This is a genomic window from Phytohabitans flavus, from assembly GCF_011764545.1.
In the GTDB taxonomy this organism is placed as follows: Bacteria; Actinomycetota; Actinomycetes; order Mycobacteriales; family Micromonosporaceae; genus Phytohabitans; species Phytohabitans flavus.
Map to the genome: position 1 here is coordinate 5,060,056 of NZ_AP022870.1, position 21,781 is coordinate 5,081,836.

The following is a 21,781-nucleotide window of genomic DNA, read 5'->3' on the forward strand; positions in this document are numbered from 1 at the left end:
GACCGAACGCGGCTTGCGTGGCCCTTGAAGAATGCACTCCGTGGCGAACACCGACGCACGACGGCGCTGGCGAGAGCAGCAGCTTGCGCAGCAGCGCAGACGGCTCCATCCGGATGTCGCCCAGGGCGACCTTGAGGGATTCGCGTTGGTGCGTCCGGACGGATCCCTGACGGCTGAGGTCGTCCACGTGCAATGGATGGACAACCACCCAGCAGGCCCCGACACCCACGTGACGGTCTCCTTCGCGGACGGGTCGAACGTGGAGTTCGCGTTCGATGTCCCCGTCGTGAAGGTCCGAGCGGCCGACCTCCACACAGTGAGCCCAGACGACGCACGCCAGGCAGCGCCGTCCGGGTGGGGAGCGGACTCCGAGCGCTGGGACAAAGCCTGACCGTCACGGGCAGGAAGTGGTCGGTGTCGAGGGCCCTCTCGTTAAGCCCGAGGTCGGCACAGCGCCTGCCGGCCTGCCGAGCCCCGAGATGTATGCGCAAGGGGGCACCGCCGAGTCCGGCGGTGCCCCCTTGCGTGGGAGCCGGTGTTACTCGCTGACGAGGAGTATCCGGCGTCGCCTGGCGACGAAGAACAGTGCTGCGCCGATCGCCACGACACCACCGCCGATTCCGCCGATGAGCGCCGCGTTGGCCCCGGTGACCGGCAGGCCACCCCCGCTGCCGCCGACCGTGACGACCAGCTTGACCTCGTCGTTGGCCGGGTTGGATTCGGCGTTCTCCGGGTGCGGCCGGACCCGCAGGGTGCCGTCGTCACCCGGCGTGGAGATGATCCGGAGCTTCATCTTCTCCTTGACGCCCTGGTAGCCGGAGGCCTTGGCCGGGAACTCACCCTCGGTGCTGCAGCTGACCTCGGGCAGTTCCTTGACCGGGTGGCCGCTCTCGTCGCTGAAGTTGCACCACGGCCCGTCGTATTCATCGTCACTGACCAGCACGGTGCCCGTCGGTGCCTTGAACGTCCAGCCGGCGGCGCCGTCGGACGGGCCGTTGTTAATCACCGTGTACGGGATCTCGACGATGTCGCCGATGCTGCCGCTGACCGGCTCCGCGGTGACAGCGAAGTCGTGCGTGTTCGCCTTGGTCCAGATGGCGAAGTTGGCCCAGTTGTTGTCGGTGTTGCCTTCACGCCGGCTGGCGGCCCGGGTGGTGGGCTTCAGTTCGGCGACCGCGTCCGCGAACGCCTTGCCGGACGTCCCCTTGCGGGTCAGCTTCTTCGGCGCCCGCTCGGACTCGAGGTCGTCGACAAGGCCGACCTGAACGCTTCCGCCAGTCTCCTCGGGGCCGCGCAGGTTCTTGCCGAACGCGACGTGGAAAAGCGACTCGCCAGTCTCATCGACAAAGATGAGTCCTTCGCCAACACCGAGCGGGTCCAGGTCCGCAGGTGCCGGGCAGGTGACCACATTGGGGCCGTACACGTAACCGTCAGGGTGCTCGCCCGGCCACCAGTCCCGGTACTCGCAGTCCGAGTACTGCTCGACGATGCCGGCGCCCGTGGGCACCCAGATCTGGACGTACCAGTCGCCAGTCGGTGTATCGCCGTCGTTGTAGATGGCGGCCGCTATCGGACGCACGTCGCCGCCGCCGACGGGCTCGTTCGCAGTGTTGATGTCCGCAGTGGACGCGACCAGATCGGGGCCGCTCTCGACGATCGTGACTTCGAGGTCACCGCCGCCGGTGTACTCGGTGCCGTCGGGGCCGAACGCGCGTATCGTGCCCTTGAGCGTCCCGGCGGGGCCCGGCTTGGACTGTTGCTTGCTCTTCAGCTCGAACACGTGCGACCACTCGGTGTGCTCCGCGGCCAGACCTGAAAGTTCGCACGTGACGATCTGGCCGTCGAGCTGGCAGTAGTCGATCCAGTCGGGCACGCTGATGGCGACGTCGCGCAAGCCGCTGGCGTCGAACGTCATCGTCACGTCACTGGCCGGCTCGTCGCCCCGGTTGTAGGCGTAGGCCCCGACGAGCCGACCGCTGTTGTCGACGTCGCCGATGGCGTCGTAGGACATCTCCAGCTGCGGTCCCGCGGCCAGCGCGGGCGAAGGTATCGAAGCGCCAACGGACGCGGCGACGATCAGTGCGGCCGCGCCAGCCGCCAGGCGAATCTTGAGGGAGGACATGAGGCTGGAAGTTACATGACTATGCCTCGCCGCACTGCCCTGGGCGGCGTCAGAGCGCGCACGCCCCAGGCTGGGAATCACGCCGACATCATGAGCCCGGCGATCGGCGACTGCCCGCGTGGGTCAGAGTCGAGGTCGGAAATCGCGGCGGACGCCCTGCAACCAGCGCAGATATCGCTCGATGCCCGTACGGACCGCGGCGAGCACCCAGACGGCTGCTACGGCAGGCGGGTGTCGCCTGTGCCGCCGCTCTGACAAGGCTGGGGTTCAGAATGGTGGAGTGAGTGATGAGCGGCGGGGCGTCATACTCTACGGGGCTACGGTCATTGCCGTCGCGGAGGCTTTGCGGGAGCTTGATCCGCGGTACGTACCGCTCGATCGCGTAGCGCCGGCGCCAGGGCAGGTGCCGGTATTGTGTTGCCTGCACGGAGCGGAGGCCGATGCCGCTCGGGAGGCGGCACCCGGCATCGCATGGTTGGTGGTTGAGCTGTACCGGCCCGGGGCTGACGTCGAGCACGCCCACCACCCTGCGCTCGTGCTTAACACTTCCAAGTTCGACCCTGAGACCGCCGCGCGGGTGATTGACCAGCCTGATCTTGTGACCTGGTACGAAATCATCAATCCCATTCGTGCCATCACGGTCGACGGCAGGCCGCCAGCCAACGACTACAGCAACATCGCCTTCATCGAGCCGGATGGGCATCGGATAGTGGCGCACGCGGTCAGGGTTGAAGGGCCAGCGCCTGAGTGCCTGCCAACTGACACGAAAGCGGTGTTGCAGTCGCATGACGCGTGGGCGCTGGCCCGGCCACCGAAGATCGACGTTTGCCAGGCGTGCGCCCTTCGGCACCGTTGAGGAGCGCGGCCCAGGAAGAAGCGACGATCCCCATCACGGCCGGCCACGCCGCGGACCGGCGCACGCGGAGGCCGAAGGGACGGACGCTCCTCGGCGTCCGGTGAGCAGTAAGCACATCAAAACGCTGTCCGCAGCAAATGAGGATGCCAGATGGTTCGGTTGGTCGGTGGGCAGGTGTGTTCCTGGCCGTTCGTCGCCGATTCGTCACCGGTACCTTTCCTGTCGCCAGGAGCGACGCACGATGGTGGGCGGCCCAGAATCCAGATCTAGCCGAACCTGGTCTCGGCCGCAGGTGAATCTGAACCAGACCAGCTCGTAGGGTCAGCCAGACGCTCTGGCGTTCGGAGGGTGCCTGGCCCTGGTTGTTCGCCAGCCAACGACGGGGCCGTCCTGGTCGGCAGGCGCTGGCGTAACGCTGCGGCTTCCTCGGACATAAGCATGGTTGATCGGTTGACCATGTGATGAGGAGGCAGCGTTGAGTCGCTGTTGGCAAACAGATGAATGAGCGTGACAGGTTCTGGTTCGACGAGCTGTACAACGGCCACTACCTGGACATCGTCAGGTACGGCGTACGGCGGCTGGCCGAAGTGGACGCCGCCGCCGATCTCGCCCAGGAGGTGTTCGTCGTTGCCTGGCGGCGGCGCGATCAGGTTCCGGACAACAGTCTTCCCTGGCTGTACGGGGTGGCCCGGCGCCTGCTCGCCAACCACCGCCGGGCACAGGGCCGGGCTCCCCTGACCCAACCGTTTACCGACCTGCTGCGACCGGCGCAGGCCGACCACCCGGAGTCGGTGGCGGCGTTGGCCGACCTGACCGCGGCCCTTGTCCAGCTATCCGACATCGACCAGGAGATCCTCCGCCTGATCGGGTGGGAACAGCTCACCGCCGGCGAGGCAGCCACCGTGCTCGGATGCAGCCACACCGCCGCGAAGGTACGGCTGCACCGGGCACGGCGGCGGCTGGCCGCGGTCATGTCCACCCCGCGCCCGCTGACCGCTACCCCCGCCCCGGCCCGGCCGGTGGCCGGGCAGACGAACGGAGCCCACGATGTCCAGTACTGAGCAGCAGATCCGTGAACTGTTCGGCCGCGCCGATCCCGGCCGGCTGGCACCCCTGCCCGCACCTCGCATGACCAGTGCGCAGCTCATCGCCGAGACCGAGGCCCTGGCAACACGCACGCACCGGTTCACGGCGCCGCCCGGGCTGGGCCGCCGCAAGCTTGTGCTGGCCGGGGCCGCCACCGTGGCCGCTGGCGTCGCGGCCTATGCGCTGGCTCAGCGGTCCACCGGCTCCCGGACTGCGGGCAACACGCCGGCTTGGGCTCTGGCCGGGACCGTGGTCGTCCCGATGGGGTTCCGGGACGACAGGGACCCGCCCCCGGCGGCCGACCGGTTGCGGGCGTTGGCCGCGAGCATCACCGACGCCCCGCACGACACGCGGTCCGGCCGGTATGCGTACCGGCACGGGAAATCCTGGTCGTCCGGGATGCTCACCGACGAGGGCCACACCCTGGGGTTGGTGGAGGAAGAGGAGGCCTGGACCGCCTCGGACGGCAGCGGCCGGGTTCGACGCAAGACGGTAGGCGCGGAGTACCCCGACGAGGCGTCCCGCCAGTACTGGCAGGCGCGGATCGCCCGAGGGCAAGGCCCCACGATTCCCAACGAAGACCTCCAGGACGTGCCAGCCCGCCAGCCGGACCCGAACACCCCGCCACAACCGGCCGACTGGACCCAGCCGCCGACCGACCCGACTCAGCTCGCCCGCCTGCTCCGGGCCGAATACGGCCCGCTCGACACCGCCAAATGGACCATGGAGCTCTACCGCAGCTATGTGGTCCCCCGTCGGGTCCGCGCTCAGGTGCTCACAATCCTGGCCGGGGTACCCGGATTCCGGTGGCGCGGCCAGGTAACCGACCGGATCGGACGCCGCGGTGTGGCAATCACCGTACGGGCATACCCACCCCAGGACAGGACCGACAGCAACCAGTACGAAGGCGTGCTGATCTTCGACGAGCGCACCGGGGAGCTACTCGGCTACGAGATCTCCGTCCTCACCGCGTCCCCCACGCTGAACTCATACGTCCAGATCCTCGACGCCGATCACACCGACCGGCTCGGCTGACCCGACCCCAAAGGTGGTGCCAGGCCAGTGCCCGCTGGCCGGCACCACCGCAGGGCACACGGCCTTCGCAACTCGCGCGCAGGGCGGTCGCGTCTTTGCCAAATTCTCGCGGTCGATGCAACAGCCGGCACCGGGTTGGCGTATGCATGTCGACGGCTGTCGACGAGGGAGTGCGATGCGGGTGCCGACCTTCGAGGAGTTCGCGGGCCATTGCCTGCCCGCCCTCCAGCGGTACGCCTACGTGCTGACCGGCGACGTGCACGCGAGCGAGGACCTGGTACAGGACACGCTGGTCAAGCTGGCCGACGCATGGCGACGGGTCCACGCCGAAGGCAATCCCATGGGGTACGCCCGGGCGGTTATGTTTCGTACCTTCGTGAGCCGCTGGCGGACCCTGCGGCGCCAGCCCCTGGTCTACGGGTACGAGGAGGCGGCCGCGGCAGGTGACGCCTTCGCGGAGGTCGACACGCGCGACACGCTGCGGCGCGGGCTGGCCAGCCTGCCCCGGCTACAGCGGGCCGTGATCGTACTCGGCTACCTCGACGACATGTCGGACGACGACATCGCCGCGCTACTCGCCCGGCGGCCAGGGACCATCCGTTCTCTGCGCCACAGGGGGCTGCGCAGCCTCCGCGAGCGGCTGTCGGAAATGGAACCTGTGGAGGTCACTCGTGGAACGCGTTGAGCAGCTACTACGCGAGGAGCTCCGGATCATGGAGGCGAAGGTGACGGAACCCACCGATGTGACGCTGGCCCGAGTGGCACGCGTGCGCCGCCGACGGCGCATCCGACGAATCGGGGCCTTGGCGGGCGTAGCGGTGGTGATCGCGACGGCCGCGCTGGTCGGGCCGATGGCTCTGCGCGACCACATCCCGGCGGCCGCGGCGACGCCGGTCTACAGCAACGAGCTGATGCGCGCGATCTTCCAGGACGAGATCGGGTACGTGCTACAGCAACGCTGCACCACCACCGGCAAGGCCAAGGACTGCAAGGCCCAACTGCTCGTCACCACCGACGGCGGCCAAGCCTGGCACCCTCGCTACCTCCCGACCGAGCCGGGCATCGCGGGCCCGCACCGGGACCGGTCCGGTCGCGCGCTCAGCCTCTGGATGCAGCGCGACGAGCTCGCTGTCGCCGGCCCGGACCAGCGGTTCTGGACCAGCGCGGACAACGCCATCACCTGGCGAGAGGCGGACAGCCCTCGACCAGAGGAGCCCAGCGATCGGATGGGTGTGGTGGACGCCCGTGAGCAAGCGGTCTTCCTCTCCCCTCCCGCCGGCGGCTTCCCGCCCGCGCGGGATGGCGGCGGCCAGATCACCGCGGCGGGGGACGGCAGCTTCTGGCTGGCCTGCTCCGACCGGCCCTGCGCGATGGTCACCCGGGATGACGGCCGCAGCTGGGTAGAGGTCCCGGTGGGCAGCGGCGCCGAGCCGGTCGACTGGGTGGCCACCTTGGACGGCCAGACGGTGTACGCCTCCGTCGGCGCCGCCGTCCTTCGCTCGACGGACCGCGGCTTCACCTGGGCCGAGGTGGCCCGGCGTCCCGGCTCCGCGCGGAGCGTGGCCGGCGTGGTGACGGTGGACGGCACGCTTGTGCTGACCGAGGGACGCGATGGCACCGCGTTCCGGCTCGCGGCGGGCACGACAGAGCTCGATCCCCTGCGGAACATCGGGCCCAGAACCGCCTACCTCTACAGCAGCGGGACCTGGCTGGTCGCCTCCGCCGGCACTGAACACCGCGAGAACAGCGCCCCGCTCGGCTCGATCGTCGCGGTCTCCCCCGACAACGGCAGTACCTGGCAGACCCTGCCTCCCCCACCTGCCTGACCTGTTCGCCGGCGCCGCCCTGGTGACCTGGCTGGCACGCACCGACCACCTGCGCGGCGGCTCCATCGCGAGCCAGGTGGGCGCGCTGCGCCGGTGGGGCGTATGGCTGATGGTCACCGTGGCGGGCAGGGTTTCGGCGGCCAGCCACGGGCGGAGGCGTCCGGGCGGATCGGCCGCCCGGACGTCCCATCCGCGCAGAGGCGATGGACAATCTGTTGGTCACGGTGGAGGGTCAGGATGTCGATGTCTCCGTGCGTAGTGGGACTGGGGCAGTCCAGCTCGGCGTCTGGCGGATCGTGCCGGACCTGGCCGCGAGCAACACGCGGTCGGCGGCACTCACCGGGGCTATCGCATGGTCAGGGGATCCGCGATGATGTTGGCGTGCGGAAGCCGCAGGCGGTCCTTGGCAGTGCTGTCTTCTTCGTTATCGCGCCGGGCACAGTGGCTGGGCTCATCCCGTGGCTGCTCACGCGCTGGGAGTCGCAGCCCGGTTCCTGGCCGCTGCGCGCGGTCGGTGTCGTGCTCTTGGCCGCTGGGGTCGGGTTTCTGGTAACGGCGTTCGCGCGGTTCGTGGTCGAAGGGCTGGGCACTCCGGCTCCTGTCGCCCCGCCCACGCGGCTGGTCATCGGGGGCGTTTACAGGTATGTGCGTAATCCGATGTACCTCGCCGTGCTGGCCTGCATCCTCGGCCAGGCCCTGCTGCTCCTCCAGCCCGTGCTGCTGCTGGACGCGCTCGTGACCGGCGCGGCGTTCTACACGTTCGTCCGTTTCCACGAGGAGCCCGTGCTGCGCGCCCAGTTCGGTGAGGACTATCTCGCCTACCGCCGCGCGGTGCCCGGCTGGCGGCCGCGGCTGAGCCCCTGGCGGCCGTGACCCACGGGTGTCAGGAGAGCGCGCGACCCAGACTGTGGGCGCGGTAGCGCTTGGCGAATCGCGGCACCCGCGAACGGGCTGGCGGAACGTCTGCCGTGGCCGCACGCTCACATCTGCGTTCTCGCCTGCTCGATGTGCCGCACGATGGCGTGAGCACCATGCGCGCGTGCGATGGCATCCGCCTCGTCGAGTGTTGCGAACGCGTCCGCGCGGCGGTCCTGGGCGGCGGCGATGTAGGCCAGCCCGATCATGTTGGAGGCCACGCCCGGCAAGGCCCCGACCTCCCGGCGCAGCCGGGACGACTCCTCCAGCCGCTCACGCGCCTCGTCCAGCCGGCCAGCCGCATGCGCCGCGATGCCCAAGTGCCGCAGCGCCTCGGACCAGGTCGGCTTGTCGCCGGTCTGCGCCGCCAGCCGGCAAGACCGCTCGAGATACGGAACCGCGGTCTCGTTGTCACGCCGAATGAACTGGTGCAGGCAACCGATCCAGAACAACGCCTCGGCCTCGCCGCGCGTGTCCCCCAATGCCCGGTACAACTCAAGCGCCCGCTCAAACAACAGCAGCTCAGCGGGATCCTCATCGGGCAACGAACCGGCATCGGCCGACGCACTCTGAAACCGCGCATGCAGAATAAGCCCACGCGCCAACGCCACATCCGCGTCGACCGCGTCCAAACCCTGTTCAGCCTCGACCAACCCGCCGGTATCGCCGCCGAACACTGCCCGCGCATAGGCCTCTCTGGCCCGTTCGATCCGATCCTCGGTACTCATCGCCGCCCCCGCTGGCATCGCCACGTGCTAGATCCGGCAGTCTAGCCCGGGCAACCTGTGACCATCTGGATCGGCCACGACGGATGCCTCCTCTTCCGGCCCGCCAGGACCTTCTGCCAGTCGTCCCACCCGGCGCGGCCTTCTGCTGCTGGAGCGCGGCTGGCCGCTGCCCAATCAGTGCGCACCCACGAGGCGCTGGTGTATGGCGGCTGCGCGTTCGACGAGGAGGAAGAGGGTCACCGTGCTGATTGCCGCGCCGGCCAGGCAGGTGAGGAAGGTGCTGGTTGCGTGGCTGGTGAAGGTTTGGCCGGTGGGTGCCCAGCGGTCGCCCGCCAGGATGGTAGGCATACTGAGGAAGCCGGTGCCGACCATGCCGCCGGCGCCGAGCCATGTTGCGATCAGGGGTAGCGCGAACGGTCGGTCCTTGCCCCATCGGTGTACGAGCACGAGTATTCCTACGGCGGCGCACGAGACCTGTGCCGCTGTCACGATGTCGCCAAGGCGGAGCCAGATGTCACGCTCTCCAGGTCGCAGCCCGGCGGTGACACCGGCCGCCCAAGACAACCGTACGACTGCCAGGCCGATGGCCAGTACCGCCGCTGTCCACGCCAGCGGAACCTGGGCCGGGTGGGTCGCGCCCGGCGGAATTTGTCCCACGGTCCCCCGCACCGCGGTGCGCAACCGGGACCACGCGTACGCCGGGAAGGCGATGGTGAGTCCAGCACCCAATACGATGAAGCTGCCGTAGACGATGGCGAAGGTCCACGGCGCGAGCGTCGGTTCGGACCCGTCTGGTGCCGTGGCCGGAGGCGACCACCAACCGGCGGCCTCGAAGATCGCGGCCGCCGGCATGAGGATGATGAACGGAGCGAGTAGCCCGGCGCCTACCCACATCGGTACGGCGATCAGCCAGAGGGGAATGCGTTTCCCCCAAGGCCGGACGGTAGCCAACGCGACGACCGCCCCTACGATGCCGAGGCCGGCGGTACTGAGGTTGTTGGCCACCCAGTCAGTCCGCGACAGGCCGCTCATGTCCGTGATGCCGAAGGAACTGCCGGCGATCCAGGCGACTTTCAGCAGTACGTAGATGAGCGCCGCACCGAATGCCGCGTAACCAGCTACCCGTCCTACCGTCATCGCAGACTCCCCGAACCCCGCGCTTGCAGACTCGCAACCGCATGACTACAGGGATCATGGATGTGCGTTCCTGTGTGGAGGCTGTGTACGGCTGAGGGTATTCACAGCTCGGGTAGCCGTGGTGTGGTCAGCACCGTCCGCCCTGCGGCGGGGGTGTGCCGTGGCGCGTCCAGCGCACGACCGCATCGAACGCCGCGTGGAAGCAGGGCAGCATCGGCCGGACCAGGGTCGGCTGGAGCGCGACCAGCCCATCGGTGTGGGTGCCGCCCTCGACGCGGTAGTAGCGGTGGAGGCTGCCGCGGCCGGACCGAGTGACCATGCCGGCGTACATGTCTGAGCCGCGGCTGATCGGAATGACCACGTCGAGCGTGCCGTGGAGGGTGACCAGCGGCCGGCCGATCCGCCCGGTCAGGGACACCCGCTCGACGGTCCGGTGTACTGCGCGGGGACGGGTGGCGTAGTCGTAGTCGGTGTCGCAGCCCGCACCGGTGCCTTCCGGGCAGAAAGGTGTGCCGGCCTGGGTCGCGCCGTCGTAGTCGGGATCGAGCTCCTCACGCAGGATGCGTTGCAGCACGTCCCACTGGTTCTGGTAATGCCATTGCCACAACGGCTCGGAACCGGCCGGGTATCCGGCGGCGAGCATCGCCTCGTGGGCGCCCACCTCACCCTTGAGGTACCTGGGGTAGGCGCGCAGGGCCGGCGGCACGGTGGTGAGCAGGTTCGGTGCCTGCTCGGTCAGCAGCACGCCGTTCCAGTCGACCCCGCCGCTGTACAGCTCGGGATGGTGCTCCAACTGCCATCGCACCAGGTAGCCCGCGATGGACAGCCCGGCGGCGTAGGTGTGGCTCGGCGCGCGCCCGTAGCGCTGGGCGGCGACCCGCTTGGCGGCCTTGGTCAGCTGGGTGAAGCGGTAATGCCATTCCAGGACGGCGTCGCCCGGCCGGCGACCGTCCTGGAAGATCAATGGTCCGGTGTTTCCCTTGTCGGTGGCCGCGTACGCGAACCCTTGCGATAGCACGTAGTCGCCGATGACCCGGTCGTTGGCGTATTGCTCGCGGGTGCTCGGCGGGGCGGTGACCACGAGCCCTCCGTTCCACCGCTCAGGCAGCCGGATCACGAACTGGCTGTCGTGGCGCCAACCGTGTGTCGGGTTGGTGGCTGACGTGTCGGAAAAGTACCCGTCGAGCTGGATTCCCGGCACGCCAGTTGGGGTGACCGTGCCGGGCGCCTCCAGACCGGCCCAGTCAGTGGGGTCGGTATGCCCGCCCGGCACGGTGCCTGCCGTTGTCAGGTCCGGCAGGCAGATCGCCTCCAGATGCTGCGCGCCGGGGACCCTGAGACGGCCGGCGGCGCAACCGTCCCGGGCGGCCGCGGCGCCGGTGGTGACCAGCGGCGTCACGAGAACAAGCGATAGTAGGACGCCGAGGCGTCCGAAGTTCCGCATGGGTGTGCCCTTCCACAGAAGACGAGGTCGGATGAGGGCGACCGTAGAAGCGGGCGGCCGCGCACCGTAAGTGCCGTCCGGCCAGACCACGGCGGGCGGTAGTGACGCAGCTTGGCCGGACGACACATGCGATCTGGCCAGCCCCAGCCGCACCAGACCCGAAACACGCCGACAACGAAGCTCCTGCATACGGCTGCCATTCCTGGTCGACTGCCGCCATACCCGCGATTCTCGTCCTATGTGGAGCGCCAACACGCACCCCTACCGCGCTCGACCACATCACCAACCGTGAGTGGGGAGGCTGGTTCCGGTGACGCGAACGCGGCGTCCGATCACCGCCAGACGGCTGGCCTCTTTGTCGACCAGGCTTGCCGTCATGAACAAGACACTTGACGGCAAGGTAGCCCTGGTGACCGGTGGTGGTCGTGGCATCGGCGCTGCCGTGGCGCTGCGCCTGGCCGAGGAAGGCGCCGATGTGGCGCTGACCTTCCAGCAGAATCAACAACGCGCCGACGAAGTGGTGGACCAGATCAAGGCCGCGGGACGGCGGGCGATCGCCGTGCAGGCGGACAGTTCCGATCCGGCGGCGGTTGTTGACGCGGTGGACCGGGTCGTCGGTGAGCTTGGCCGATTGGACGTCCTGGTCAACAACGCCGGCGCGTTCCTGCTCGGACCGCTGGAGCAACTGGGCCTGGAAGACTTCGAACAGACCGTCGCGGTCAACATCCGGGCACCGTTCGTCGCGTCGCAAGCCGCGGTCCGCCACATGTCCGCCGGTGGGCGGATCATCAACATCGGCAGCAACGTGGCCGAGCGGTCTGTCTTCCCAGGCTTCTCCCTGTACGCGACGAGCAAGACCGCCCTGATCGGCCTGACCAAGGCGCTCGGACGCGAACTCGGCGGCAGGGCCATCACCGTGAACCTGGTAAACCCCGGGCCTACCGACACCGACTTGAATCCTGCCGACGGCCCAAATGCCGACACCATCAACGGGTTCACCGCCCTCGGCCACTACGCGGCGCCAGCCGACGTGGCCGCCGCAGTGGCGTTCCTCGCCAGCCCGGACGGGCGTTACATCACCGGGGCGACAGTCAACGTCGACGGCGGCTTCACCATCTGACCGTCGCCACCGACGTCCTGTCCACCCTTACGCACGGCTACGGCCCGTTCCTTTACCTGGAACGGGCCATACCCTTTGCCGGTCTCTTGACACCCGAGCCAGACGCCCTCGGTTCGGCCTGCGGGTTGGCTCGAATCTTGCGAACTTCGGCCCAAGTGCAGGATTGGGCGGGCCGGATGGTTGCTACGGTGATCTCGTGACAGAGGCCATCACGCCATGAGCGGTCTGCCCCGTGAGCTCAGAGATTTAATCGAGTCCGGTCCTATGGCTCACCTGAGCACCATCAACGCTGACGGAAGCCCTCAGGTGACCGTCGTCTGGATCGGGCTGGACGGCGACGACCTCGTCAGTGGGCACATGTCGCGGCACGCGAAGCTGCGCAACATCCAGCGGGACCCGCGGGTTGTATTGTCCTTCGACGCACCTCGGGAACGCACCGTCTTCCTGAACGAGTACGCCGTGCTGCGGGCAAGGGCCGTCGTCCAGCCGAGCAACGACGCATGGGACCTACTCAACCGCTTGACGAAGGTCTACATGTCTCCTGAGACCGAGTTCCCGGCGCCGAAAGGCCCTGGCTACATCGTGCGCTACTCCGTCGAACGCATCGGCGGTGTCGGCCCGTGGGCGCAAACGTCACGCTAGCCGGTCCGGTCCGGGCCTGAAGCAGACTGCCCCGGCTGCTGTACGGCGCTGTCCTGTTGGTTCCACGTGCGGTCGAGGAAGTCGGCGATGAGCGGGGCGATCTGCGGTAGGTGGGTTTCGAGGGCGAAGTGGCCGGTGTCGAACAGGTGCAGTTCAGCGTTGGGTATATCGCGTAGGTAGGCGTGGGCGCCGGGCGCGGGGAAGAACGGATCGTTGCTTCCCCAGGTGATGAGAGTGGGCGGGGTGTGCTCGCGTAGCCAGGCGTGCCAGAGGTCGTAACGCTCGACGTTGGAGTGGTAGTCGAACGCCAGCGCCAGCTGGGCTTCCTCGCGGCCGGGCAGTCCGAGGAAGTATTGGTCGAGTGCCCAGCCGTCGGGCGCGATCAGTAGAGGGTCGGCGACGCCGGTCTCGTACTGTGCGCGAACGCCGGTCGGGGTCAGCAGGTCGCGGATGGTCTGTTCGGCGCCGGGTGTCTCGGGGCGCAGGGCGATGAAGGCGCGGGCACCGTCTGACAGACCTTCGGTGTAGGCGTTGCCGTTCTGCACGACCAGGCCCGCGATCCACTCGGGGTGCCGCTCGGCGAGCCGGAAGCCGACCGGGGCGCCGAAATCAAAGATGTACATCACGAACCGGTCGAGGCCGAGCCGTTGGACGAAGCCTTCGGTGACGTCGGCGAGCCGGTCGAAGGAGTAGGTGAAGCCGGCGGGCGCATGGGTGTGGCCGAAGCCGGGATAGTCGGGGCGATCAGCCGGTATCGGGCGCCGAGGACGTCGATGAGGCGGCGGAACTGATGCGAGCCGGACGGGAAGCCGTGCATCAGCAGCAGCACGGGTGCGTTGGCACGGTCGGGGTGCGACTCGCGGTAGAAGACCCGGACGCCGTCGACGTCCAGGTGGCGGTGGGTGGTGGACGCGATCGGGGGAATCGACATCACTAATGCCTCTCAGTAGCGGCGATGCATTAGGTATAGCGACCGTCGATCTAACGTGTCAAGCCCGCGATGTAGCGTTAGTGGCGTGAGTGATCTCGTACCGCTGACCGGGGAGCCGCTCGCGCTCGACCTGGTCAACACGCGCCCGACCGGCGTTGACCTGCTGACCACCCCAGAAGACCTGCGCGCCTGGCTAAGGTTGGAAGCCGACCGGTTCGCGCAGGCACGGGAGTTCGCCGCCGTCGAACTCACCGACGCCGAACTGGCCGCTGTACGAGACATCCGCCACCGCACGGCCCGCGTCCTCGATCACGCCCGCCACGGCACCCAGCCGCCAGCGGGTGACCTGGCGGCCCTCAACCAGGCCCAGCGCACCGCACCCGCCATCACCGAGCTGACTTGGAGCGGTGACGTGGTAACCGCCACCCACAGCCGGACCGGCCCCGCGGAGCGCGGCTGGCGGCCTGGCTCGCCGAGGCCGCTGCCGAACTGCTCGCCGACTCGGCCGTCGGCAAGGTCCGCCAATGCGAGGCCGGCGACTGCGTGATGCTGTTCCTGCCCGCCCACCCACGCCGACGCTGGTGCTCAGCAGCCCGCTGCGGCAACCGCGTCCGCGTGGCACGCCACTACCAACGCAACAAACCCACCTGACCGGGTCATAGGCCCAGGCAACACGCCTGACGGATCGCGGCGAGCGTCCGCCGCCAGGCCAAGGCCCGCCAGGCTGGCGGTCCGGTCGGCGAAAGCAACCGTCCCCGGCCTGGCGGGCTGGTGCGCCGAGAGCGGAGTCGGCCTTCGCCACGTTCCGGAACAGGTACCCCTCCTCGGCGACCTGCCACAGGACCGGCGCCTACTCCATCAGCGGATTTTGCGATCGATCCAATCCAGCCCGCGCCCACCGAGCTGCCGCCAGGTCCCAGGGCGCCTGCTCGAATAGGCTCGCCTTTCTAATCGCCTCATCCCAACTTAATGTCATCGCGCTTCGCTTCATACGGCTCGAGTCAGGAGACGAAATTTCAAGATAGTACTCGGACTCGTGGCCAACTAATTTCCTTACGGGATCCGTTACACGAGCGGCCGGAACGATACTTACGGACACCCGATCGGCTGGTCGCTGTGGCGTAGCTGTTACAGCTAGGGCGCCATCGACAGGGCAGGTGGCCTCTTCCTCAGGAGGCTCACCCTCCGCTTCCTCTGCCATTACTGCCCATCGGTGGTTCAGGTCACACCTGAACTCCCACCAAATCTTCATCTTCGTCCTAGTAGAAAAGATGGAGCCCATCAGATAGGTGCGGGAGGGTTAGCAGGCCGCAGCCGTACGCCTTGACGTGTCCGATCCCGCTGACCAGGGTGCGGCGGAAGCGTCCGCGTCGGTGACCTAAAGGATGCCGTCGTACGTCGCCGTGGTAAGGGTGACGGTACCCATGCCGCGTTTGAAAGGTTCCGCAGGCCCCGGCGTGCATGTTCCCGATCGACACGCTCAACGTCCCAGCAGACGAGGCGCGCGCCTCGGAGCTAGTCGCGGAGTTCCGCGATGCCGAGGGCCTCGGTGAATTCGAGGATTCCTTCGCCGAACGGACCGGGGCTCTCCTCGAGTGCGGCCATGAGTCGATCGGGGCTAGCGACGAGGCCGGCCTTTTCGGCCCATGCCAGCAGTCCGGCGGCGGCCTCGCCGTTGAGTGGCTCGAATCTGTCTTCGTCGAGGGCCTGGACGATCTCCTCGTTGAGGTAGAACTCGACGGCGCCGCCGGAGGGATCGGCCGCCGTGGCGAAGGCGCAGTCGCTATCGAAGACCGACAGCGCGATGGCCGGTACCGCCGTCTCCAGCGCGAGGGCGGTGGCCAGGTCGTCAGGCGAGGTGTCGTCGACCGGGCCGAGAAACCCGATCCGCCAGCCGCTGGCGCGGACATTATCTGTCACGGCCACGAACAGGTCGTCGACGCATGCCAGCTCGTCCAACCGCGTGTCGCCGGTGCGCGCGATGATGACAAAACCGGAGTAGCCCACGATTATCCCTGCCGTTCGGTGAGGCGCTGGTTGGCGACTGCGAGGGCGTCGGCGGCCAGCGAGTCGGGGCCGCTGTCGTGCCAGCCCGCGGTTTCGGCCGTGACCGCGTCCACGTCACCGCGTTCAGCGTGCGCGTAGGCGCGGATGACGCCAGCGCTCCAATGCCCGTCCGGCCAGCGGCCGGCCTTCCACTGCCCGGAGGCGAGTTGCTCGGCGCGGGCCCGGCTGGACCGTTCGCGATCCTCCTCAATAGCGGCGAACATCGCGTCGAAGTCGCCCAGCCAACTCTTCATGCGGGGCAGGTTCTTTGCCAGCCAGGTCCGCACGATGGTTGCGGCGCGTTCCGCGTCGGCTTCCGCGGACAGCGAGAACCTGTGATCGGACAGCTCCACGGTGTCGTCGGTCGCGACCAAGCGATGGCGCCAGACGCTATGGTGCGGCATTGCGTCACGGTGCGGATCTTTCTCTCCGAAGTAGTACCGCAGGTGTGAGGCGAGCAGCACCCCGACGTTGACGAAGAACTCGACCTCACCCCTCAGCGCGGTGGTGCGCTGGATGTCGAGGGCGATGCCGTTGCCCTCGGGGTCGAAGAGCCGGAAGACCGGCCCGCGCCGGATAAAGCCGGCGGCTGCCAGGTCGACCTCGATGAGCTCGACGAACCGTCGTAGGCAAGCGTTCACGAGGCGGCACGGTACCGTCCCCAGGACCGCCCAAGCCAATCCAGTACCTGCACGAGCGGATCGCCAAGCTGCGACAGCAGAACGAAAGCGGGCCAGGACAGATGATCGTCGCGACGCTATCTCTGCCACAGCCAGGCCTCAACCACGAATACCCCTCCGATGACAGCTGATGGTCGCGCTTACCCAACCACCCTTCGGGCGGGCGCTACGTGCCACTCGATCCACAAAGGACCGAACTAAACGTCCCTGTCGGACGCTGCCAGGACTCGCCATGCGCTGAACTGAGTAGGGAGGACAGGAATCGGCGCCAGGACCCGCGGAGCACTGGACCAGCTCGACGACCGTGGGCGGCGGGTCACAGCGACCGCCTGGGACCATCACCGCGTGCGCGGGAAGCACCGATTTGCTCCCTACAAGCTGGCACATCCCTCTAGTAAAAGATTGTTCCCTATCGGGCACCTTTGCGGACATTGCCACATTTTTGGGACATATCGCGGGGTCGGAGGGAGCACCGCAGAGAGTTCCCGAGGCCCCGTCGGGCGTCGCATCGCCCTCGGGGCGGTGACAGGCGGGTCCGTGGACCCGCCTGAGCGACCCGTCGGGCCCAGGCCGGCGGCAGGCGACGCCCGTGGGCCCCGGAAGACCCGCTCGGGTTCCCGAACATTGCCATCACAGACCTCACATACGGGACATGCGGGTCGCCATCACCCGATGCCGCGGCCCGCACCCCCGGCCCGGGAATGGATCCGGTCGCCGGCCGGTTGTACATGGCCGCACGCCGGAACCCCGGCCGCCACCAGCCCGGGTTGCGCGCCTGGCCCGTCGCCCGGCCCGCCATCCGACGGGCCCCCGCCCGGCGGGAATCACCCGCCACCGCGGACGGTTACACCCCCCGCACGTCTGAGCAGGCCCCCGGGCCGCGGGAATCACCCGCCACCGCGGATCGTTGTAGATCTCCGCACGTCTGAGCAGGCCCCCAGGGCCGCCGACGATCCCCCGAAGACTTTCCCCCTTTTTCGCATGGCATCCGCGTCCCCGGGCGCGTGCGTGCCGTGTATCCCCCAACGGAAGGCGTGAACTCACCATGCGTACCGACATCATGCGCAAGATCGCCCTCACCGCTACCGGCATCGCCGCCACCGCCGGCGGCATCGCCGGCCCCGCCGTCGCCGCCCACGCCGCTCCCACCGAACAGACCACGCAGGCCGCGCAGGTGCAGACCGACCGCAAGCCGACCAGCGAACGGGAACTGAACGTACGCTACGAAGCCCAGCCGAACTTCTACTACTGCGGCCCCGCCGCCACCCGCAACGCCCTCTCCGTGCAGGGCAAGAACATCGACGTCAACACCATGGCCAAGGAGATGGGCACCACCGAGGCCGGCACCAACAGCATCAACGACATCACCCCGGTCCTGAACAAGGAAACCGGCAAGACCGACGCCTACAAGTCGGTAGAGATCCGCGACAACAACGCCGACGACAAGCAGACCGACAAGCTACGCACCGACGTCGTCCGCACCGTCGACGAAGGCCGCGCCGTGGTCGCCAACATCGCCGGCACCACCACCGACACCGACGGCGTCAGCCACTCCTACGAAGGCGGCCACTACATCAGCGTCGTCGGCTACCACGACAACGGCAAGACCGTCACCATCGCCGACTCCGCGAACCCGGACCAGGCCTCCTACCGCATCAGCGTCGACAACCTCGCCGACTGGATCGCCACCCGCGGCTACTCCACCTCCTGACAATCCACACCAAACGACAAGGGCCGACCCCACAAGGGGCCGGCCCTTTCGTCCTATCAGGACTGGTCATGAGTCAAGCGAGATCACACGGTATGGCAGGCCGGTAATCCGGAGCGGTTGTGCGGTACCCCGAGTGTGATCGGCCCCGGCGGCGCTGATCGAATCCAGGATCGAGAAGCTGGGATAGCTGCGCCGGTCGACGAACAGACTCCTGTAGTAGCAGTTCCAGTAGCTGGCCGCGCGTTGATACGTCAGGCCCACGAAGGCAGGGTTGGCCGCAGCGAACCGCCCGTAGGCGCGACGTATCGCTGTACCGGAAACATCGACGTCTGCGAGGCCGTGCCGGATCGCCAGGATGATCTGAACGACATACTCGCCCAGCAGTTGCACGACGAAGGGCGCTACCCAAGTCTTCGCCTTCCCGACAATCGCCTCAAGGTGGCGCTGCCGGACGTAGCCGTCGTGGTGCCTGGTGTACAGGCACGCCATAACGGTGCGCTGTGCCGGTGACAGGCGCTGCCTCAATCGTGCGAAAGCTCGGCGTTGTAGATGCGGTACGGGATCGACACAAGTTCCTCGTCCACGCGGACGACAAACGGCGCGGCCGGCGCCAGCCCCGACGTGGGGACGGCTGCCGCCACCACAGCAACCTCCGACCGCAGTGCCGCCGGGAAGCAAGCGCTGAAATCCCCCACGGTGACCTCCGTCATCGAGCGTCTACACGATGCGACCGTACCGAGTGCCCACCACGGGTGAGGCGATCAAAGCCGGCGCTCGCGGTACCGGATCGCGGCATGAGCGGATGCGTCGTGTATCCAGTGGGCGAGTGTCGAGCAGGGACCGGAGAACGCCGCCAGTCAGGGTACGAGGCGGGCGATTGCTCCGGTTTCTAGGGCCGACCAGACGGTGCCGTCGGGGTGATGGTGATTCCGTGGGGTTCGGAGCCCGGGGTTGGTAGGTCGTAGTGGCGGAAGGTGCCGCCGGGGCTGATGTGTCCGATGCGGTTGGCGGCCCACTCGGTGAACCAGCAGCCGCCTGCGGGGTCGGCGACGATCGCGTGAGGTTTGGCCGTGCGGTCGGGCAGCGGGAACTCCTGGATTTTGCCGTCCGGCGTGATCCGGCCGATCTGTCCGGCGACGATCTCTACGAACCAGAGGGCGTGGTCGGCGCCAGCCGTGATGCCGACCGGACCGGCGCCGGCGGTGAGCAGGTCGTGGATGGTGACGGTGCCGTCGAGGCCGATCCGGCCGATGGCGTTGGCCTGGTTCAAGGTAAACCACAATGCTTGGTCCGGGCCCACGGTGATCATTGACGGAAAGGCGCCCTTGACCGGCAGCGGAAACTCAGTGATAGCGCCGCTGCCGGTGATCCGGCCGATGGCGTCGGTATTCATCTCGGTGAACCACAAAGCACCGTCAGGCCCCGCTACGATGCCGAACGGTCCGCTGTCCGGCGTGGGCGTGGCGAACGACGTGCTGGTGCCGTCCGTCGTGATCCGACCGATCCGGTGGTCCCGGTTACGGGTGAACCACAGCGCCCCGTCGGGACCGGACGCGATGACCGAGGGTCCGCACGCCGCCGAGTTCAGCATGTAGGTGGTGGTTTCGCCGCCTGGCATAAGGCGGGCGATCTGTCCACTGTGCACCAGGGTAAGCCACAGCGCTTCATCCGGGCCGGTGGTAACACCGTACGGGCCGGCCCCCGGGCCTGCCACGGACACTTCGCTGATCATCAGAGGCTTTTCAGACATCGAGTACTCCTTCACGGTTACGGCGTACCCTCCGGCGCTCGTTGTCACCGCCTCAATACCTGGCGGCTGGCTGAGCGATGTCCGGGCCGCCGGTATGCGGCCTCGGGTGGTAGCCGGGGTGCGGCGGCGGCAGTGCTGCCACGCAGGCCGCGGAACATGCGTTCACCAGGAACGGCAGCACGTCGGTGGCGACGCTTCCGGAGATCCAGACTTGGTGTAGCTCACCGTCGACCGGGCCGTCGCAGACGCTGCAGGTCCGTACCGCGTCGCAGCCCACACGCCCGCGTCGAGCGCGGCGAGGTCTGCCTCTGCCGTACGGGTCAGCGCCCGCAGCTGCGGAAACGGCGGCCGGAACTTGAAGTTGCCGTAGAGGACGCGGGTGCTCACCGTGCCTCGTCGATCAGCGCCAGCAGATGCCGCCAGCCGTCCGCCTCGGTATCCTGACGGTCCGCGTGGAATACAACGGTGGTCGGCCGGGTCGCGACCGAATGGCCGACGCAGCGGCAATGGTCACGGGCCGGACCGCCCGCACTGGGTCCGACCGCGTCCGCGAAACGATTGGGGAACAGCTGCGGCGTGATGTCATTCGCGTCCACGCCAAGGACCCTACCGAGATCCGTCGACGACACACGCACTGTTATCGACACGACCGGGCGCCGACGAGCGGGTCACGTTCTTCTTCCCCGTCCCCGTCAGCGGTCGATGGCGGCCATGCTGCTTTCGTCGTGGCGCTCACCGGAAGCTGGAGGCAGGTCGTTCAGGCGGGCGACCTGGTCGGTTGTGAGCCTGATGCCGTCGACGGCGGTGTTCTCCTCCACCCGGTCGACCCGCTTGGTGCCTGGGATGGGGGCGATGTCGCTTCCCTGGGTGAGTAGCCAGGCCAGGGCGACCTGTGCGGGCGTGGCCTTGACCTCGGCGGCGACGGCCCGGACCTCGTCGACGATGCGCAGGTTGCGTTCGAGATTGCCGCCGGTGAAGCGCGGGTTGGTGCGACGCCAGTCGTCGGCGTCCAGGCCTTCCAGGGAGCGGATGTTCCCGGTGAGGAAGCCGTGGCCGAGCGGGGAATATGGCACGAAGCCAATCCCCAGTTCGCGTAGTACGGGCAGGACCTCGGCCTCGGGGTCGCGGGTCCAAAGGGAGTACTCGGTCTGGACCGCAGCCACCGGATGAACGGCGTGAGCCCGGCGGATCGTCGCCGGGCCCGCCTCTGACAGACCTATGTGGCGCACCTTGCCCTCGGCCACCAGCGCGGCCAGCGCCCCCACCGTCTCCTCGATGGGCGTGCCCGGGTCCACCCGGTGCTGGTAGTACAGATCGATGTAGTCGGTGCCCAGGCGCCGCAGCGACCCGTCCACGGCCAGACGGACGTTGGCCGGGGTGCTGTCCAGACCCGGACGGCCGGTGTGGGAGACAAAGCCGAACTTGGTGGCCAGTACGGCTCGGTCCCGACGTCCCTTGACGGCCCGACCCACCAACTCCTCGTTGGTGTATGGGCCGTACACTTCAGCGGTATCGATGTGTGTAACCCCGAGGTCCAGGGCGCGGTGGATCGTACGGATCGACTCGGCGTCGACCCGGCCGGCACCGGTGTAGTAAGCCGACATTCCCATCGCCCCGAGGCCGATGCGGGAGACCTCGAGACCGCCGAGCGAAGTGGTCTTCATCCTACTGATTCCTTTCTCTGGAACGGATCTGGTCAGATCGCGCGGACTTTGCCCATCGGCTGGCGAAGACCAGGGTGGCGGCGGGGCG

The 21,781-nt window shown here is 68.1% G+C and carries 25 protein-coding genes; 12 read left to right on the forward strand and 13 right to left on the reverse strand.

The genetic code is table 11. The annotated features are described in order from the left end of the window. Positions 1-40 precede the first annotated feature (40 nt). Positions 41-391 carry a hypothetical protein gene (locus tag Pflav_RS22065; protein ID WP_173037842.1) on the forward strand — a complete coding sequence of 117 codons (351 nt, stop codon included), beginning with the start codon at positions 41-43 and terminating at the stop codon, positions 389-391. A 147-nt stretch (positions 392-538) separates the two neighbouring features. On the opposite strand, the gene Pflav_RS22070 is transcribed toward Pflav_RS22065, so the two are convergent. Beyond that, on the reverse strand, positions 539-2,122 hold the full coding sequence (locus Pflav_RS22070) for a hypothetical protein (RefSeq protein ID WP_173037843.1): 1,584 nt from the start codon (positions 2,120-2,122) through the stop codon (positions 539-541). Between the two features lie 280 nt (positions 2,123-2,402). On the opposite strand from Pflav_RS22070, the gene Pflav_RS22075 reads away from it, so the two are divergent. The 6 genes from Pflav_RS22075 to Pflav_RS22100 all read left to right on the forward strand — a co-directional run bounded on the left by Pflav_RS22075 (position 2,403) and on the right by Pflav_RS22100 (position 7,798). Next, positions 2,403-2,978 carry a hypothetical protein gene (locus Pflav_RS22075; protein WP_173037844.1) on the forward strand — a complete coding sequence of 192 codons (576 nt, stop codon included), beginning with the start codon at positions 2,403-2,405 and terminating at the stop codon, positions 2,976-2,978. Positions 2,979-3,475: 497 nt separating this feature from the next. Further along, the gene (locus tag Pflav_RS22080) at positions 3,476-4,039 is read left to right on the forward strand and encodes an RNA polymerase sigma factor (RefSeq protein ID WP_173037846.1); all 564 of its coding nucleotides are present in this window, start codon (positions 3,476-3,478) and stop codon (positions 4,037-4,039) included. Further along, positions 4,026-5,099 carry a CU044_5270 family protein gene (locus tag Pflav_RS22085; RefSeq protein ID WP_173037847.1) on the forward strand — a complete coding sequence of 358 codons (1,074 nt, stop codon included), beginning with the start codon at positions 4,026-4,028 and terminating at the stop codon, positions 5,097-5,099. Before Pflav_RS22080 ends, Pflav_RS22085 begins: the two co-directional genes overlap by 14 nt. A gap of 175 nt (positions 5,100-5,274) precedes the next feature. Next, on the forward strand, positions 5,275-5,784 hold the full coding sequence (locus tag Pflav_RS22090; RefSeq protein ID WP_173037849.1) for a SigE family RNA polymerase sigma factor: 510 nt from the start codon (positions 5,275-5,277) through the stop codon (positions 5,782-5,784). Continuing rightward, positions 5,771-6,925 (forward strand): WD40/YVTN/BNR-like repeat-containing protein, encoded by a 1,155-nt coding sequence (locus tag Pflav_RS22095; RefSeq protein ID WP_173037851.1) that lies wholly within the window; start codon positions 5,771-5,773, stop codon positions 6,923-6,925. Before Pflav_RS22090 ends, Pflav_RS22095 begins: the two co-directional genes overlap by 14 nt. Positions 6,926-7,306: 381 nt before the next feature. Next, positions 7,307-7,798: a methyltransferase family protein gene (locus tag Pflav_RS22100; RefSeq protein WP_197938691.1), complete on the forward strand. Its 492-nt coding sequence runs from the start codon at positions 7,307-7,309 to the stop codon at positions 7,796-7,798. A gap of 107 nt (positions 7,799-7,905) precedes the next feature. On the opposite strand, the gene Pflav_RS22105 is transcribed toward Pflav_RS22100, so the two are convergent. The 3 genes from Pflav_RS22105 to Pflav_RS22115 form a co-directional block, all read right to left on the reverse strand. Beyond that, positions 7,906-8,568, reverse strand: a complete 663-nt coding sequence (locus tag Pflav_RS22105; RefSeq protein ID WP_173037853.1) for a tetratricopeptide repeat protein — start codon at positions 8,566-8,568, stop codon at positions 7,906-7,908. A gap of 174 nt (positions 8,569-8,742) precedes the next feature. Continuing rightward, positions 8,743-9,705 carry a hypothetical protein gene (locus Pflav_RS22110; RefSeq protein ID WP_173037855.1) on the reverse strand — a complete coding sequence of 321 codons (963 nt, stop codon included), beginning with the start codon at positions 9,703-9,705 and terminating at the stop codon, positions 8,743-8,745. Positions 9,706-9,832: 127 nt separating this feature from the next. Next, the gene (locus tag Pflav_RS22115; protein ID WP_180201279.1) at positions 9,833-11,149 is read right to left on the reverse strand and encodes a tannase/feruloyl esterase family alpha/beta hydrolase; all 1,317 of its coding nucleotides are present in this window, start codon (positions 11,147-11,149) and stop codon (positions 9,833-9,835) included. A gap of 376 nt (positions 11,150-11,525) precedes the next feature. On the opposite strand from Pflav_RS22115, the gene Pflav_RS22120 reads away from it, so the two are divergent. Together Pflav_RS22120 and Pflav_RS22125 are read left to right on the forward strand one after the other, a co-directional pair. Continuing rightward, the gene (locus Pflav_RS22120) at positions 11,526-12,269 is read left to right on the forward strand and encodes an SDR family NAD(P)-dependent oxidoreductase (protein ID WP_173037857.1); all 744 of its coding nucleotides are present in this window, start codon (positions 11,526-11,528) and stop codon (positions 12,267-12,269) included. Positions 12,270-12,485: 216 nt separating this feature from the next. After that, on the forward strand, positions 12,486-12,911 hold the full coding sequence (locus Pflav_RS22125) for a PPOX class F420-dependent oxidoreductase (protein ID WP_173037859.1): 426 nt from the start codon (positions 12,486-12,488) through the stop codon (positions 12,909-12,911). Here the strand turns inward: Pflav_RS22125 and Pflav_RS22130 are convergent. Beyond that, on the reverse strand, positions 12,908-13,879 hold the full coding sequence (locus tag Pflav_RS22130) for an alpha/beta fold hydrolase (RefSeq protein ID WP_332107880.1): 972 nt from the start codon (positions 13,877-13,879) through the stop codon (positions 12,908-12,910). The two genes, Pflav_RS22125 and Pflav_RS22130, sit on opposite strands and share 4 nt — an antisense overlap. 48 nt (positions 13,880-13,927) lie before the next feature. On the opposite strand from Pflav_RS22130, the gene Pflav_RS22135 reads away from it, so the two are divergent. Together Pflav_RS22135 and Pflav_RS48880 are read left to right on the forward strand one after the other, a co-directional pair. Then, complete coding sequence (locus Pflav_RS22135) at positions 13,928-14,389, forward strand: ABATE domain-containing protein (protein ID WP_197938692.1); 462 nt, start codon at positions 13,928-13,930, stop codon at positions 14,387-14,389. Further along, positions 14,389-14,493 (forward strand): CGNR zinc finger domain-containing protein, encoded by a 105-nt coding sequence (locus Pflav_RS48880; RefSeq protein ID WP_197938693.1) that lies wholly within the window; start codon positions 14,389-14,391, stop codon positions 14,491-14,493. Before Pflav_RS22135 ends, Pflav_RS48880 begins: the two co-directional genes overlap by 1 nt. A gap of 608 nt (positions 14,494-15,101) precedes the next feature. Here Pflav_RS48880 and Pflav_RS48885 read toward each other — a convergent pair. From Pflav_RS48885 to Pflav_RS22150, 3 genes are read right to left on the reverse strand one after another with little or no spacing between them, the layout of a single operon-like run. Then, the gene (locus tag Pflav_RS48885; protein ID WP_377310580.1) at positions 15,102-15,305 is read right to left on the reverse strand and encodes a type I-E CRISPR-associated protein Cas6/Cse3/CasE; all 204 of its coding nucleotides are present in this window, start codon (positions 15,303-15,305) and stop codon (positions 15,102-15,104) included. A 52-nt stretch (positions 15,306-15,357) separates the two neighbouring features. Beyond that, the gene (locus Pflav_RS22145) at positions 15,358-15,849 is read right to left on the reverse strand and encodes a hypothetical protein (RefSeq protein ID WP_173037863.1); all 492 of its coding nucleotides are present in this window, start codon (positions 15,847-15,849) and stop codon (positions 15,358-15,360) included. Between the two features lie 2 nt (positions 15,850-15,851). Beyond that, positions 15,852-16,529 carry a hypothetical protein gene (locus Pflav_RS22150; protein WP_173037865.1) on the reverse strand — a complete coding sequence of 226 codons (678 nt, stop codon included), beginning with the start codon at positions 16,527-16,529 and terminating at the stop codon, positions 15,852-15,854. A 1,084-nt stretch (positions 16,530-17,613) separates the two neighbouring features. Between Pflav_RS22150 and Pflav_RS22155 the strand changes: the two genes are divergently transcribed. Beyond that, complete coding sequence (locus Pflav_RS22155; RefSeq protein ID WP_173037867.1) at positions 17,614-18,279, forward strand: C39 family peptidase; 666 nt, start codon at positions 17,614-17,616, stop codon at positions 18,277-18,279. Positions 18,280-18,345: 66 nt separating this feature from the next. Here the strand turns inward: Pflav_RS22155 and Pflav_RS22160 are convergent, their stop codons facing one another. The 5 genes from Pflav_RS22160 to Pflav_RS22180 form a co-directional block, all read right to left on the reverse strand. After that, positions 18,346-18,768, reverse strand: coding sequence for a hypothetical protein (locus Pflav_RS22160; protein WP_173037869.1), 423 nt, complete (start codon positions 18,766-18,768; stop codon positions 18,346-18,348). Between the two features lie 400 nt (positions 18,769-19,168). Next, a complete protein-coding gene (locus Pflav_RS22170; RefSeq protein ID WP_232071745.1) occupies positions 19,169-20,029 on the reverse strand; it encodes a Vgb family protein in 861 nt (286 codons plus the stop codon). Positions 20,030-20,191: 162 nt separating this feature from the next. Beyond that, positions 20,192-20,416, reverse strand: a complete 225-nt coding sequence (locus Pflav_RS43825; RefSeq protein WP_197938694.1) for a hypothetical protein — start codon at positions 20,414-20,416, stop codon at positions 20,192-20,194. Next, entirely contained in the window at positions 20,413-20,625 is a 213-nt protein-coding gene (locus tag Pflav_RS43830; RefSeq protein WP_197938695.1) for a hypothetical protein, read from the reverse strand. Before Pflav_RS43830 ends, Pflav_RS43825 begins: the two co-directional genes overlap by 4 nt. A 96-nt stretch (positions 20,626-20,721) precedes the next feature. Further along, positions 20,722-21,693 (reverse strand): aldo/keto reductase, encoded by a 972-nt coding sequence (locus Pflav_RS22180; protein ID WP_173037873.1) that lies wholly within the window; start codon positions 21,691-21,693, stop codon positions 20,722-20,724. Between the last annotated feature and the right edge of the window lie 88 nt (positions 21,694-21,781).

What these genes read in the sequence shown, in the direction of transcription:
- Pflav_RS22080 (WP_173037846.1), top strand. Translation starts at nt 3,476, where the DNA reads ATGAATGAGCGTGACAGGTTCTGGTTCGACGAGCTGTACAACGGCCAC.
- Pflav_RS22115 (WP_180201279.1), bottom strand. Translation starts at nt 11,149, where the DNA reads ATGCGGAACTTCGGACGCCTCGGCGTCCTACTATCGCTTGTTCTCGTG.
- Pflav_RS22170 (WP_232071745.1), bottom strand. Translation starts at nt 20,029, where the DNA reads ATGTCTGAAAAGCCTCTGATGATCAGCGAAGTGTCCGTGGCAGGCCCG.
- Pflav_RS22110 (WP_173037855.1), bottom strand. Translation starts at nt 9,705, where the DNA reads ATGACGGTAGGACGGGTAGCTGGTTACGCGGCATTCGGTGCGGCGCTC.
- Pflav_RS22105 (WP_173037853.1), bottom strand. Translation starts at nt 8,568, where the DNA reads ATGAGTACCGAGGATCGGATCGAACGGGCCAGAGAGGCCTATGCGCGG.
- Pflav_RS48880 (WP_197938693.1), top strand. Translation starts at nt 14,389, where the DNA reads ATGCTGTTCCTGCCCGCCCACCCACGCCGACGCTGGTGCTCAGCAGCC.
- Pflav_RS22160 (WP_173037869.1), bottom strand. Translation starts at nt 18,768, where the DNA reads ATGGCGTGCCTGTACACCAGGCACCACGACGGCTACGTCCGGCAGCGC.
- Pflav_RS22070 (WP_173037843.1), bottom strand. Translation starts at nt 2,122, where the DNA reads ATGTCCTCCCTCAAGATTCGCCTGGCGGCTGGCGCGGCCGCACTGATC.
- Pflav_RS22180 (WP_173037873.1), bottom strand. Translation starts at nt 21,693, where the DNA reads ATGAAGACCACTTCGCTCGGCGGTCTCGAGGTCTCCCGCATCGGCCTC.
- Pflav_RS22120 (WP_173037857.1), top strand. Translation starts at nt 11,526, where the DNA reads ATGAACAAGACACTTGACGGCAAGGTAGCCCTGGTGACCGGTGGTGGT.
- Pflav_RS48885 (WP_377310580.1), bottom strand. Translation starts at nt 15,305, where the DNA reads ATGCACGCCGGGGCCTGCGGAACCTTTCAAACGCGGCATGGGTACCGT.
- Pflav_RS22125 (WP_173037859.1), top strand. Translation starts at nt 12,486, where the DNA reads ATGAGCGGTCTGCCCCGTGAGCTCAGAGATTTAATCGAGTCCGGTCCT.
- Pflav_RS22085 (WP_173037847.1), top strand. Translation starts at nt 4,026, where the DNA reads ATGTCCAGTACTGAGCAGCAGATCCGTGAACTGTTCGGCCGCGCCGAT.
- Pflav_RS22155 (WP_173037867.1), top strand. Translation starts at nt 17,614, where the DNA reads ATGCGTACCGACATCATGCGCAAGATCGCCCTCACCGCTACCGGCATC.
- Pflav_RS22090 (WP_173037849.1), top strand. Translation starts at nt 5,275, where the DNA reads ATGCGGGTGCCGACCTTCGAGGAGTTCGCGGGCCATTGCCTGCCCGCC.